Here is a 13,952-nt window from a genome sequence, read left to right as displayed (position 1 = left end):
ATAATGAAACCTAAACCTGTTATCATACCTATGAAAAATATTTGTGTGCTATTCCTGTTTATCATTGCCGGCTTTGTAGCCCGTGCACAGGACACGGTAAAAAAAGCGGCTACGCACCGGTTTAGCATAGATGCACATTCGGTGGTAAAAGACTCTACCGGGAAAACGCTTACTTTTAATGAGTGGAGTGCCTTAAGCCGCACAAGGGAATATGTTTTGTGGCCGGATGACGTGAACAATGCCAATACCGCGTTTACCATTTTAAAAAAAGGCTATACACCTCCTCAATATCGTTCAACTGCAAATACGGGCAATACGATTCCTGCCGGTCAAAAAAATCTTTCGCCTGAGGAAGCAGAAGAACGGCGTATGGCATCATATCCCAAACCCATGGAGTCGGAGAATTTCACTATAGGCCAGGAGATCGAATCGTTCAGCACACATGACATGAATGGCAAAAAAGTAAAACTCAAAGACTTGCGTGGTAAAGTAGTGATGCTGAACTTTTGGTTTATTGGCTGTCCGCCTTGCCGGGCAGAAATACCCGAGTTAAACAAATTGGTTGAACTATATAAAGATAACCCTAATGTTGTTTTTTTAGCCGTAGCCTTAGATCAACGATGGGATATCCGGACTTTCATGAAAACAAACCCTTTCAATTTTGAAATTATCGACGACGGCCGTTCTATTGCCGATATTTATAAAATACACCTTTACCCCACCAGCGTGATACTGGATAAGGAAGGCAAAGTAGCCTTCCATACGGTAAGTTTCGCCGCAAACTCACCTTACTGGATGAAAAAGACTATTAATGAGGTTTTGAAATGATAAGCACTGTAATAGTGGTGTGGTGATAACACCAGCCACAGGCTGAATGAATATGCAAATTACATACACAAACGAATTGGGAAGTATAATTACGCCTCAACAACTAAATTCATTGACTAACTATAACAAACTAACCTATATTTCAGGTAGTCTTAAGATAATTGAATCCTATGAACAAAGCAAAAATATAAATTATAGAACCGTTCGGTATTTCATGGATGAAACAGAAGATAAGGATATCATCCTACAACAGAATTGTGATGTTACTGATAATACAAGTTGTATTGTATATTTTAATAAGCAGGAAACCAATGGATTTAATTTATGGGATTGGGAGAGTTATTCTAAAGAAGGTCGCCTATATTTTAAAGGCAAGGAAGTGTACGATAATCAAAGTAGACTAATTTTTTCCTGTTCCTTTGATTTAGTTACAAACCAACTTGAGGAGGGGGCATTTAAAAATTACTACGGTAATCAATTTGAGAACCCAAATGATGATTTACTTTTAGAGTTTACTTATAAAAACAATGGTGATGTAGATTTAATATTTGATTATAATGAAAATTATGGTCATACAAAAGGTATTTCCCTTAATGAATTTTTAACTGATACCCAGCTTTCACAACAACAATTTCCATGGGATCAACATAAATATTACCATGCAATAACTCCATACCTGCCAACTAGTAATTTATAAACTTGCAAAACTTTTATATAGCCCCGCTTTTCGCTCTCGCGAGATTAGCGCAGCGTATCTCGTGAAGATCATGATTAAAGCTTTCAGCTTTATAGTTCAGCTGAAAGCTGAAGCCATGTTTACCACGGACTGAAAGCCCGCGGCAGCCGAAGGATAAAAAAGTTGCATCATCTTCTCTAATCAGATGCATCCACACCGCGTGTGCATCAACCAATTCACACCAAAAAAGTGTAATTTTCGCCCCATGATCCGTAAAGATAACTATACCCTGCCCGGCGCTAAGGGTCGCCCGATGTTGATAGATGTAACGTATGACGATGCGCTGAAAAACGCGCCGATTGTAATCTTCGCGCATGGGTTTAAAGGGTTTAAGGATTGGGGCACGCATAACCTCGTGGCAGATCATTTCGCCCGGAACGGTTTCCGGTACCTCAAGTTCAACTTTTCGCATAATGGCACCACGCCCGATCATCCTACCGATTTTGCCGATCTCATAGCCTTCAGCGATAACACCTTTTCCATTGAGCTGGAAGACCTGGATACTATTATTGATTTTGCCTGTAGTGGCTCGGGCATGGCGGCAGCTAACGGCGTATTTTTAATAGGCCACAGCATGGGGGGCGGCATTAGTATCATTAAATCTGCCGAAGACAGCCGCATCAAAAAACTGGTCACCCTGGCCTCTATATCAGGTTTCCGTAATCTGTGGCCAAAACAAAGCGAAGCCCAGTGGTACCTGCAAGGCGTTATTTATATGCACAATTCGCGCACCGGTCAGCAAATGCCCCTCAAATCAACCCTATTGGATGATCTGGACAAACATCCGCTTCGCCTGGATATCCCCGCCAAAGCCGCCGAAGTACAACAACCCTGGCTGCTGGTACACGGCGACATCGACCCAACCGTACCGCTTGATCATGCCAAAGAACTGCATACCGCCCAACCCAATGCCGAATTCGTGATCATCAAAGGTGGCGACCATGTTTTAGGCGCCACACACCCTTATACCGGCGATACGATACCCGCCGCCCTACAGGAGTTTTGCGACAGGACGATAGCCTTTTTTAATTAGTGAATTATTGAATTTTGTCTGAACCATGATTTTTAGGATTTTGGTATTAGCTTGATTTCTTTATTATTCGAGTAATTTAGTTTGTCATCCTGAGGGACGAAGGATCTATTAACACATTGGCAAACAGGCATATCGCTTAATAGATGCTTCACTTCGTTCAGCATGACAAACATATTGTAAAAACCACCCTTCTTCTTCCCCGTCAACAGAACAGCTTCGGGCGAAAGCGGGCAGAACAATGGTGGCCTGTGCGGATGCGGGGCATAGCAAGTTTTTGCTGAAGCGCAGGAAAATGAGGGAACGAAGTGGGGCAAAATAATTGCAGCCCTGGTTCTGTCCGGTTTGCAGGGTAAAGGCCCTGTGCGGCAAAGAAGCATTTCTGGTGACAGCCTTTTTGGTTACTTTTGTGGCGACAAAAGTGACTGGCCCTCCCGCGGCCAAGAGCGGGTCTGCGCCATACCCAAACGTCATTCCTTCGTCAATAAACACCCCATTACCGTAACTTTAAACACTTAGCCTTATCTTAAACCAAAATACTATTAGCTTACCATGAGTTTAGAAGGATCACGAAAAGAAGGAAAAAAATATATTAACGTTATACCAACCGACGAAGGCGGCTTTGGTAAAATACTCCCGATACTGGGCGAATACATCAATAACAAGGCCGAGCGGATCCCCCTCAAAACGCTTGGCCCGTTTAAAACCGATACTGCCATTTACCAAAACCCACCGGCCAGCGGTTTGCGCATTACCTGGATAGGCCATACCAGCATACTGATCGAGATTGACGGCAAACGTATCCTTACCGATCCGGTTTGGGGCCATCGTGTTTCCTTTTCCAAATACATCGGCCCTAAACGCTTTTTTCAACCACCACTTTCATTAAGTAAATTACCCTCGCTGGATGCCGTCATCATATCTCATGATCATTATGACCATCTGGATAAGGATACTATTCAATTTTTCGCAGAAGCTACCGTTCCCTTTTATTGCTCCATAGGCGTAGGGCAACACCTGCGTAAATGGGGCATTAATGCAGATCGCATCACCGAAATGGATTGGGGCAATAGCGTGGTCATCGGCAACGATCTGGTGGTTACAGCTACACCAGCACGCCATTTCTCTGGCCGGGGCATTACCGGGCGTAATGAAACCCTGTGGTCATCATTCGTGATCAAAGGCCCCAAACACAATATTTATTTTGGTGCCGATTCGGGCTGGTCGCCCAGTTTCGCGGAGATCGGTGAAGCCTTTGGCCCGTTTGACTTAACCATACTGGAAATTGGCGCTTATGGCAAATACTGGCCCGATATACACATGGGCCCCGATCATGCCTCCAACGCGCACCTGGCCCTCAAAGGCAAACTGATGATGCCCGTACATTATGGCACCTTTAGCCTGGCCCCGCATGCCTGGTACGAACCCATTGAACGGCTAACCGACCTGGCAAAAGATAAAAACATCAACCTGTTTGTCCCCAAACCCGGCGAACCTACGGAGGTAAAAGCCGAGTATAACTCCAACTGGTGGAAACCGTATTTGTCGCAAAGTTCATAGTGATAGATCATGGGCATGGCAAAAAGATTGTCATCCTCTGCATAATTTTTCGTATATTTATACACGCAACAGCCCGGGCTTCTCTAAACCAGAAAACCGGGCTGTTTTGTTAAAGAACCACAAGGCACAAAAACCGACCGTTTGGTATGTCGCCACTTGAGCATCAATAAATTAATACTTTTTAAACCTTTCAAAACCCGTCAAAAATTTGTTAAAAAGTGTTAAAATGGCGTTAAAGTTTAGTTAAAATGAGCAAAAGCCACTCCATTTCACCCTGTTTTTGGCTAAAAAAGTGTTAAAATTTGAGGTTTAAAAAGTTTTTCCATCAAACAAAGTAACGTCGGGCGTCTGCGACGATCAAACAAAAGTAAACGCTTCACAAAAATCCCGATCAATGAATCAAAATTATATCTTGGTAATTGAAGGTAAACCACAAGGCCCTTTTAGCATTGAGGAGTTAAAAAACCGTAAACTAAAGCCCGGCGATTTTGTAAAAACCCCTGAAATGGATGATTATAAAGAGGCGCAGGAAATTGCCGAGCTGCGTGCACTTTTCGGTTTTGCCAAACCGCCGATGCTTATGCAATATTATGGCAGTTTTGATCAGCGCCTGCTGGCCTCGGTGCTGGATTGGTTTATGCTTTTCGCGGTATTTGTGATTATTGCCTTTGTGGTGGTACTGCTGTTTATACAGGATAAAGAAACACGTATTATGGTGTCCTTCGGTATTTTGGGCGTTATCCCGCTGGCTAAAATTATCTATCACATTGTGATGGAAAGCTCGGTTAAACAAGCTACCTACGGCAAACAGATGCTCAAAATCAAGGTAGTAGATATGAACGGCGATCGCATCAGTACAGGCAAAGCCATTAGCCGCAACTTGCTCAAGCTGCTTTCTGCCCTGCCCTTTTGTTTGGGTTATGTAATAGCCTTCTTTAACAAAAAACAACAATGCCTGCATGATATGCTAGCCAATACCCTGGTGATCAAAGAAAGGTTATTTTAAGGCAATGATGTAAAAGAAACGCTTACAGAAATTTAAATAGCTATTCGACTATATTCATTAAATTTGCATCTTATTAATTCATCCACTGCATGAATACTGATGCCGTTAAAGTGCTGCAAGGCCGTTATTGTAATTCGCTCACCGAATATTCTCGTTTTGTTACCCGCGAAGTAAATATTGGTGATGTGCCCCTGGGTGGCAATAACCCAATCCGTATACAAAGCATGACCACTACAGATACCATGGATACCCTTGGTACCGTTGAGCAATCCATCCGTATGGTTGATGCCGGCTGTGAGTATGTGCGCATCACCGCGCCCAGCATCAAAGAGGCACAAAACCTGGCCGAGATCAAGAAACAGCTTCGCCAGCGTGGTTATAACGTTCCGCTGGTGGCCGATATACATTTTACCCCCAACGCCGCCGAAGTGGCCGCACGCATTGTAGAAAAAGTAAGGGTAAACCCAGGCAATTACGCCGACAAAAAGAAATTTGATCAGATAGATTATACCGATCAGGAATACCAGGGCGAACTGGAACGCATCTACAAAAAATTTACTCCCCTGGTTAATATCTGCAAGGAGTATGGTACCGCCATGCGCATTGGCACCAATCACGGCTCGCTGAGCGACCGGATCATGAGCCGTTACGGCGATACCCCGCAGGGCATGGTGGAGTCGGCTATGGAGTTTATGCGGATGTGCGAAACGCTGAACTATTATAACCTGGTAATCTCCATGAAATCGAGCAACCCGCAGGTAATGGTACAGGCTTATCGCTTGCTGGTAGATACCATGGTGGCCGAGGGCATGAACTATCCCCTGCATCTGGGCGTTACCGAAGCCGGCGATGGCGAAGATGGCCGTATCAAATCGGCTGTAGGTATCGGCACCTTGTTAGAAGATGGTCTGGGCGATACGGTACGTGTTTCTCTCACCGAGGAACCTGAAGCAGAAGCTCCTGTTGCCATTGAACTGGTACGCCGATATACGGAAAGAAGCCAAAAATCAAAAGTCAAAAGTCAAAACACAGAAGCAGAGAGCACTTCACTCACTACTCACCACTCACCACTCACCAGTCACTCCCCCTACGAGTATAAAAAACGCCATACTTATGAGGCCAACGCGTTTATAGGCGGGCACATGGTACCCAGGGTAGTGGTTGATCTTTCAGCCAAAAACCTTAAAGATCCGGCTGTTTTGAAGGATGCTGGTTATCTGTATTCGCCCTTGTTGGATAAATATAACATGGCCGAGCAGTCGGTTGATTTTGTTTACCTGGCCGATGAGCTGCCTTCGTTTGTGTTCCCAAGCAACTTAAAACAGCTTTACAATTATAACACCTGGCAGAAACTGGTTGATAAAACCAATTGCCACCCGGTATTTTCCCTGGTAGAGTATATCGCACAGGATACTGATCGATCATCCAAATTAAACCTGGTAAGGATATTGCCTGCCGATATGGATTCGGATGAGTTTGGTTCATTACCTTTTGATAATTCACTGGTATTTGTATTGGAAACCGATGCTCTGCACGGTATGGCCGATCAGCGCGGCTTCTTCTTTAAGTTGGAAGAACTTGGCCTGGAGATTCCGGTGATCGTTAAAAGAAGTTATGAGTTTGAAAAAGACCATGGACCATCGACCATGGACCATGGACAAACAGACTTAACCACTAAACTCCAACTATACGCTGCTACAGATCTGGGGGCCTTGCTGGTTGATGGGTTTGGTGATGGTATCTGGATAGACGCTCCTGAGTTATCGGCTAACGTTATTACTTCAACAGCCTTTGGTATTTTACAGGCTACCCGTTCCAGGATCTCTAAAACAGAGTATATATCATGCCCAAGCTGCGGCCGTACCCTGTTTGATCTGATGGTAACCACCCAGATGATCCGCAGCCGTACCAGCCATCTTAAAGGACTTAAAATTGGCATTATGGGTTGCATTGTGAACGGCCCGGGCGAAATGGCCGATGCCGATTATGGCTACGTAGGTTCCGGTACCGATAAGGTAACTTTATATCGCGGTAAGGAAGCGGTGAAGAAAAACATCAGCTCAGCTAACGCGCTCGATGAACTCATTGGCATTATCAAAGAAGATGGCAACTGGGTAGAGCAGGAGGTTAATTAGCAATTAAAGTCAATAGCTGAAAAGGATCTTGATACTTGATACTAATGTCTTGATACTTTCTCTTTTAAACAGAACAGGGCTGACCTCGCGCCAACCCTTGTTCAAAGTATAATTAAAAAAGATCTTTTATCGGTTTAAATTGAAGGCAAGCGCGATCAGCTTTTTGTTTTCAGGATTGTCTTTACCCTCATTCAACTTGTTCGATAGCTGATTTAAAGCCAATCGTGTTTTTTCACGTTTTAAATTCAGTTTCGTGTTGATGGTTTCTTCATAGATCAGCTTCGCGTCATCGGTATAAAACCGGATGGTTTGTGCCTTAGGCTGATTCGCGTTACTTTCTACCACCCAGAAACCACGTTCTGGTACTTTTGTTTGAGCCTGGCTGCATACAGCGCTTATCAGGATCAATGCTGTTAACATTATTTTTTTCATGGCCCGTTTCTATTTAATTATCAAAACTAAGCGGGCCGGATATCATTAAAAAGCAACGTTGTTATTCAGCTGTAGATTGCATACCAACTGCATTTATTGTAACGCCATCAACATTGGTCAAAAATAATTAGTCGTACCAAATCTTTTTCTGTCGTATGTCGATGAAAGTGTGCATTTTATCGCATTTGAATAAAAGATTTTCCATCTTTTGACCGCTATCAGGTAAATTAGCTTTATGAACAACAGGCTCGATATCCGGCTGCAAAACATCAAGATACCAAGGGTTTACCAACACCTGTTGTTTTGGAGTGTGGGTTACCTTCTGATAGCCAGTATGTACTCGGTTCAAACCAATTTTGAAGTATCATTAAGAAACAATATGGTTTTTATGCCAGTTCAGATTGCTTATTATTATGCAATAGCCTATTGGGTAATTCCCCGCTACTTGTTTGTTAACCGGTACTTGATGTTCACGTTTCTGCTGTTGCTATTGGTTGTTATTTCAACGTTAGCAACACGATCTGTAGGCTTATTGTTCGTGCATCCGTATTTAGTGCGGGTAATGCCGGTTACTTTTCAGGGCTATATACAGTATGATCGGCTGCCTTTTTTTACCAAACTATTTGATATAGAAAATCTCGTAAATTCTTTTAAAGGTGTAAATCTTATTATTGGATTTGTACTGGCCATTAAATTATTTAAGATGTGGTATGAACGCAAACAAGCCTCTCTGGAGGCCGAACTAAGCGCCTTGAAAGCTCAAGTACATCCACACTTTTTGTTTAACACACTAAATAATTTGTATGCGTTGAGTCTGGATCAATCGCCCAAGTCACCCCAAATGATATTAGGCTTATCCGATATTTTGCGATATATGCTTTATGAATGTAATGCCGATGAAGTACCACTTGAGCGGGAGATATTGATGATGCAGCAATACGTAAAGCTGGAAAAACTACGTTATGAAGACCGTATCGATATTAACTTTACCGTTACCGGCGACCTGAGAAATAAACTGATAGCACCATTACTGATTCTTCCGTTTATCGAAAATGCCTTTAAACATGGCACCAGCGAAAAAACCGGGCAGGTTTGGATAAACATTAATGTACATGTGACAGGGAACCGCTTTAAGCTAAAAGTAGCCAATAACAAACCCGAGCATCAGCCTGAAGAAAACGAAGAAGATATCCGCGGGCATATCGGCCTGAAAAATGTAATGAAACGCCTCGATCTGCTTTATCCTGCCACCTCAAAGCTAAAGATCATGAATGAGGATGATACCTTTCTGATTGTGCTCGATATGGAGCTACATGTAGTTAAACACATTGAAAAACAATTGGTAAGCGCATGAAGATCCGGACACTCATAGTTGATGATGAGCCTCATGCCATAGCTGTATTGGAGAAATACCTGGCCCAGTTTAACCAAATGGAACTCATAGGCAAATGCTCGGATGCCATACAGGCTTTTCAGTTGCTGCAGCAAAAACAGGTAGACCTGATGTTTCTGGATATTCAAATGCCCGGTATTAAAGGAACCGATCTGCTCCGGAGCCTCAAAAACCCTCCCAGGGTAATTTTCACCACCGCTTATAGTGAATACGCCCTGGAAGGCTTTGAACTAAACGCGGTTGATTACCTGTTGAAACCCATTTCATTCGAACGTTTTTTGCGTGCCGTTGATAAGATTTATCAGCTGGCAGAAAGCAGGCATAATCCGGTAATCATCCACGAAGCTCCGGCAAGTGATCATGAAACATTCATCTATCTCAAAGTAGAGCGTAAAACGGTTAAGGTAAATGTAAATGATATTTTGTGGATAGAAAGCCTGCGTGATTATGTAAAAGTGGTGATCAAAGATCAGGTATATATCGCCCGGCAAAAGATCAGCATACTGGAAGAAATGTTGCCCGAAAACAGGTTTGTACGTATTCACAGGTCGTTCATTGTGGCCCTGGCTAAAATAGATTCTTTTTACTCCTATAGCATTGAGGTTGCCGGGCATGAGTTACCAATTGGTCGTAATTACAAACAGGATGTTCAAAAAAAGCTGAAAGCCGAACGACTGCAGTTTGACTGATAGGTGTCAATAATTTTGCATTATCTTTGAGGTACATGAGTAATAAAATAGCTGTTTTAGATATTCCTGCCACACTTCAACGATATACCAACGCCAACCCTGATTTTGGTATTATTCACGATAACTGGAACCAGGATAATTTCGCCATATTGGGTAATGAACATGACTTAAAACATGGCTTACCCGTTAAAACAGATTATTACTCGGTTATTTTATGTCTGAGCGGCAGCTGTAAAAAAACAGTTGGTCATTTTGTTTTTGAGGTTTATCCAAACTCCATACACCTGGTATCACCTGCTTTTATTACTTCTTTTGAAGATGCTACCGACGATCTGCTCCTGTACCAGGTATTGTTTAAAAAGGATTTTCTGACCCACAATTTCCTGAAAGAAAATATTGTGGATAACCTGCTGGAGGTAAATCCAGACTATCCGCCAATTTATGGGCTGTCACAAAAAAGTGTGACATCATTAAAGGCGCTTTACGAAAAGATGAGTGATGAAAGCCGTGAAAAAGGAGCTTTCCACCTGCAGATCTTACGCCTGCTTGTGGTTGATCTATTGTATGAAATGAACCGGGCCTGCGAAAGTTGTCTGCTCCATTCAACCAGGCATCTGAGCAAACAATATCAACTGGTATACAAATTCAAAAAACTGGTTGAGGAGAAATTTCTGGCCCTAAAAACCGTACAGGAGTATGCCGACGAGCTCTTCATATCGGCCAAGTATTTAACCGAAATAGTAAAAGGCGAAACCGGTCAAAATGCCCTGCATGTTATCCATAACCGCCTGTACCTGGAAGCACAATACTTGCTATCCTCATCAGGTCTTAGTATAAAAGAAATTTCTGAACGGCTTAACTTTGATAACAGCTCGCATTTCAGCCGCTTTTTTAAACGCTTTGCCGGATATAATCCCTCGGAACTTAAGCAGGTACAATAAAGAAATCCTCCCTTTGCCCCCTCCAAAATCCCCGTTATGACTATTGCCTGACGGTATTTTCTGTCTATCGGAAAAATTGGTTGTTAAATCCGATTTATTGGGATTGATGTGCCTTCGTACAGGCAGTACCTTTGACATGTCAATCAACAACAACGGTCATGAAAAAGGAAAACTTAAACTTACTAAAAGGCAGATTACTTCAAGTATACTGGGGCACCTTTCAAATTTTAACTATCATTTACAGATAATCACCTTCGGGGCGATCACTAAAAATTTTACCATATATAACAAAACTATACTATAACCTACACGATCATGAAAACTTCCATTAAACTCAGTGTTTTAATATTTTCATTGTTATCTGTTATCTCTTTAAATATTAAAGCACAGGATATCAATACTCCTGTAACACCAAAAACTACTTCCGTTGGTTCAGGCATCCGTTTAAGTGCCGGTATTGAATCAGGCCTGCCTTTGGGCAAACTCAACAATAACTATAACCTTAACTTCGGAGGTTCGTTACAAGCCGATTTTCCGGTGATTGACAGACAATTATATGTTACTTTAAACACTGGTTTCAACAACATTTATGCCGATGATGTTACCAATGCTCCTGACATTCAATTAATCCCTGTTAAGGCAGGTTTGAAATATTTCCCTGTTAAAAACTTCTATATCCAGGGCGAAGCCGGCGCATCATTCATTGCCAATAAAACAGACCTTGGTGTAACCAAATCAGCAGCGTTTGTTTACGCGCCGCAAGTAGGCGTATTATTTAATGTAGGTCGCAAAAATTATATCGACGCAGGTGTAAGATTTGAAAGTAACAGTAAATTTTATACTAATGGCAGCACCAGCAATTTTATTGGTCTGAGAGTTGCCTACGCATTCAACCTCTAATCAATACCAAAAACAACAGCCGGTTTGCGGCTTCTCTATATACAATTAATCCGTAAAAACAGGCAGACTCATTTTGAAGTCTGCCTGTTTTGTTTTATGTTTTAGCTATTCTGGTGTTTAATTCACCGGAGTAAATTCAGCAAACACGTTTGCTGTCTCATTCAAACTATTCAGGCTTACATAATCACAAACGGCTGCAAACTCACCCCACATTGCATGAACAGCTTTGCTGTGATGAGCCTGATCAATAGCCTCGGCGCTCAACCATTCAAAAACTTCAATAATGGTACCATCAGCGGTTTCCATAATAATGGGCTGCCGATCCGTTACCAATCCCTCCTGTTTAAGTCGGGGTACATGGGTTTTGGTGAGCTGCTTTAAGGCATCTGCTTTTCCTGGTTTTGGTTTATAAGCCACAATAACTATTCGCCCCATAATTGTCATATTTTACAGCAATTTACAATTTTTAAAACCCACATCATATTCGATGGTTAGCTTTATAAATATCAAAACATAAATCAACCTAACCATGGCAAAAAACGTTGCAGACCAACTGGTAGAAATGCTGGCAAGCGCGGGCATCAAAAGAATATATGCTGTTACCGGCGATAGCCTTAACGAAGTAAATGATGCCGTACGGCGGGCGGATAACATACAATGGATACATGTGCGTCATGAGGAAGTTGGTGCCTACGCCGCAGGCGCCGAAGCACAGTTGAATGGTCTTGCATGTTGCGCGGGCAGCAGTGGCCCGGGGCACGTACACCTCATTAATGGTTTGTATGATGCGCACCGGTCTGGCGCACCGGTTATCGCTATTGCATCAACCATAGCCAGTTTTGAATTCGGCACCGATTATTTCCAGGAAACCAATACCATCAAACTGTTTGATGATTGCAGCTATTACAACCAGGTGGCTGCAACGCCCAGGCAGTTGCCGCGCATGTTACAGGCTGGCATACAAAGTGCCCTGCATCAAAAAGGAGTGGCCGTAATTGGTTTACCCGGCGATGTTACGAGCATGGATGCTGTGGAGATCAATACATCTACCCAAAACTTTAATCCAGCTCCGGTGATCAGACCATCAGATACTGATCTGCAAAAGCTATCTGCATTGATTAATCATCATCAAAAAATCACCATTTTTTGTGGTATAGGTGCCGCCGAAGCACATGACGAAGTGGTAGCCTTATCCCAGAAACTTCATGCTACAGTAGCTTACTCTTTCCGGGCCAAAATGGATATTCAATATGATAATCCTAACGAAGTGGGTATGACCGGTCTTTTAGGTCTGCCATCGGCCTATCATAGCATGCACGAAAGCAATTTGTTGATATTGTTGGGTACAGATTTTCCGTATACGCCATTTATGCCTACCGATTGCAAAATTGTACAGGTAGACATCAAACCGGAGCGTATTGGCCGCAGGGCTAAGGTTGATGTTGGTTTATGCGGAAATATCAAGGATACACTGACCGCATTGCTACCATTGATCAGTCAGAAACAAGACGACAGCTTTTTAAAAGCCCAGCTAAAAGTATATGCCGATGTAAAAAACAAAATGCAAACCTATGTTGAAGACAGCGGCGAACAGGATAAGATACACCCTGAATTTGTAGCCAGCGTACTGGATAAAATAGCTGCTGACGATGCCATATTTACGGTGGATACGGGCATGTCCTGCGTATGGGGTTCCCGTTATATTAATGCCACAGGCAAGCGAAAAATGATAGGTTCTTTTAACCATGGCTCTATGGCTAATGCCATGCCACAGGCCATTGGCGCAGCCCTTGCCCGTCCGGGCCAGCAGGTTATAGCGCTTTGCGGCGATGGCGGACTATCAATGCTGTTAGGCGACCTGGCTACCATCGTTCAATACAAACTGCCGGTTAAAATCATTGTTTTTAACAACCGCTCCCTGGGCATGGTTAAATTGGAAATGGAGGTCGCCGGCCTGCCCGATTGGCAAACAGATATGTACAATCCCGATTTTGCTTTAGTGGCTCAAGCCATGGGTATTAAAGGTATTAATGTGAAACATCCCGAAGATGTTAAGGAAGCTATCACTGAGGCCTTGGCATTTGATGGCCCGGCCTTAGTTAATGTGTTTACCGACCCGAATGCACTGGCTATGCCGCCTAAAATTGAATTTGAACAGGTAAAAGGCATGGCCGTATCCATGACTAAGCTGATGCTCAACGGCCATATGGACGAAGTGTTGGATACGGTAAAATCAAATTATAAACATTTGAAAGATTTGTTGTAGATCCCCGACGAAGACTTACGAAGTTTTAAAAACTTC

General features: G+C 42.9%; 14 protein-coding genes. 11 read left to right on the top strand and 3 right to left on the bottom strand.

Features of this window, described 5'->3' with window-relative positions:
• Nucleotides 1–30: 30 nt before the first annotated feature.
• The 3 genes from ACTJKG_RS19490 to ACTJKG_RS19480 all read left to right on the top strand — a co-directional run bounded on the left by ACTJKG_RS19490 (nt 31) and on the right by ACTJKG_RS19480 (nt 2,597).
• Nucleotides 31–828, top strand: coding sequence for a TlpA family protein disulfide reductase (locus tag ACTJKG_RS19490; protein ID WP_440740184.1), 798 nt, complete (start codon nt 31–33; stop codon nt 826–828).
• A gap of 214 nt (nt 829–1,042) precedes the next feature.
• On the top strand, nt 1,043–1,525 hold the full coding sequence (locus ACTJKG_RS19485; RefSeq protein ID WP_440740183.1) for a hypothetical protein: 483 nt from the start codon (nt 1,043–1,045) through the stop codon (nt 1,523–1,525).
• Between the two features lie 244 nt (nt 1,526–1,769).
• Nucleotides 1,770–2,597 carry an alpha/beta hydrolase family protein gene (locus ACTJKG_RS19480; protein ID WP_440740182.1) on the top strand — a complete coding sequence of 276 codons (828 nt, stop codon included), beginning with the start codon at nt 1,770–1,772 and terminating at the stop codon, nt 2,595–2,597.
• A gap of 108 nt (nt 2,598–2,705) precedes the next feature.
• Here ACTJKG_RS19480 and ACTJKG_RS19475 read toward each other — a convergent pair whose 3' ends face one another.
• Complete coding sequence (locus tag ACTJKG_RS19475; protein WP_440740181.1) at nt 2,706–3,068, bottom strand: hypothetical protein; 363 nt, start codon at nt 3,066–3,068, stop codon at nt 2,706–2,708.
• Nucleotides 3,069–3,146: 78 nt separating this feature from the next.
• On the opposite strand from ACTJKG_RS19475, the gene ACTJKG_RS19470 reads away from it, so the two are divergent.
• From ACTJKG_RS19470 to ispG, 3 genes are all read left to right on the top strand, one after another.
• On the top strand, nt 3,147–4,154 hold the full coding sequence (locus ACTJKG_RS19470) for an MBL fold metallo-hydrolase (RefSeq protein WP_440740180.1): 1,008 nt from the start codon (nt 3,147–3,149) through the stop codon (nt 4,152–4,154).
• A 394-nt stretch (nt 4,155–4,548) separates the two neighbouring features.
• Nucleotides 4,549–5,160, top strand: a complete 612-nt coding sequence (locus ACTJKG_RS19465; RefSeq protein WP_172338102.1) for an RDD family protein — start codon at nt 4,549–4,551, stop codon at nt 5,158–5,160.
• 89 nt (nt 5,161–5,249) lie between these two features.
• The gene (gene ispG, locus ACTJKG_RS19460; RefSeq protein ID WP_172338103.1) at nt 5,250–7,295 is read left to right on the top strand and encodes a (E)-4-hydroxy-3-methylbut-2-enyl-diphosphate synthase; all 2,046 of its coding nucleotides are present in this window, start codon (nt 5,250–5,252) and stop codon (nt 7,293–7,295) included.
• Nucleotides 7,296–7,421: 126 nt separating this feature from the next.
• On the opposite strand, the gene ACTJKG_RS19455 is transcribed toward ispG, so the two are convergent.
• Nucleotides 7,422–7,727, bottom strand: a complete 306-nt coding sequence (locus tag ACTJKG_RS19455) for a hypothetical protein (RefSeq protein WP_172338104.1) — start codon at nt 7,725–7,727, stop codon at nt 7,422–7,424.
• A gap of 235 nt (nt 7,728–7,962) precedes the next feature.
• Here ACTJKG_RS19455 and ACTJKG_RS19450 point away from each other — a divergent pair, with 235 nt between their 5' ends.
• The 4 genes from ACTJKG_RS19450 (at nt 7,963) to ACTJKG_RS19435 (ending at nt 11,650) form a co-directional block, all read left to right on the top strand.
• Nucleotides 7,963–9,081, top strand: coding sequence for a sensor histidine kinase (locus tag ACTJKG_RS19450; protein ID WP_440740179.1), 1,119 nt, complete (start codon nt 7,963–7,965; stop codon nt 9,079–9,081).
• Nucleotides 9,078–9,809: a LytR/AlgR family response regulator transcription factor gene (locus ACTJKG_RS19445; RefSeq protein ID WP_440740178.1), complete on the top strand. Its 732-nt coding sequence runs from the start codon at nt 9,078–9,080 to the stop codon at nt 9,807–9,809. The genes ACTJKG_RS19450 and ACTJKG_RS19445 overlap by 4 nt, the downstream gene beginning before the upstream one ends.
• 35 nt (nt 9,810–9,844) lie before the next feature.
• Entirely contained in the window at nt 9,845–10,750 is a 906-nt protein-coding gene (locus tag ACTJKG_RS19440) for a helix-turn-helix domain-containing protein (RefSeq protein ID WP_172338107.1), read from the top strand.
• Nucleotides 10,751–11,065: 315 nt separating this feature from the next.
• Nucleotides 11,066–11,650, top strand: coding sequence for a hypothetical protein (locus ACTJKG_RS19435; RefSeq protein ID WP_440740177.1), 585 nt, complete (start codon nt 11,066–11,068; stop codon nt 11,648–11,650).
• A gap of 117 nt (nt 11,651–11,767) precedes the next feature.
• Here ACTJKG_RS19435 and ACTJKG_RS19430 read toward each other — a convergent pair whose 3' ends face one another.
• Entirely contained in the window at nt 11,768–12,085 is a 318-nt protein-coding gene (locus tag ACTJKG_RS19430) for a hypothetical protein (protein WP_172338109.1), read from the bottom strand.
• 94 nt (nt 12,086–12,179) lie between these two features.
• Here ACTJKG_RS19430 and ACTJKG_RS19425 point away from each other — a divergent pair, with 94 nt between their 5' ends.
• Complete coding sequence (locus ACTJKG_RS19425) at nt 12,180–13,916, top strand: thiamine pyrophosphate-dependent enzyme (protein WP_172338110.1); 1,737 nt, start codon at nt 12,180–12,182, stop codon at nt 13,914–13,916.
• Nucleotides 13,917–13,952: the final 36 nt, after the last annotated feature.

Origin of the sequence: Mucilaginibacter sp. 22184 (assembly GCF_052045695.1) — a bacterium.
In the GTDB taxonomy this organism is placed as follows: Bacteria; Bacteroidota; Bacteroidia; order Sphingobacteriales; family Sphingobacteriaceae; genus Mucilaginibacter.
This window is presented reverse-complemented; position numbering and strand designations above follow the sequence as displayed.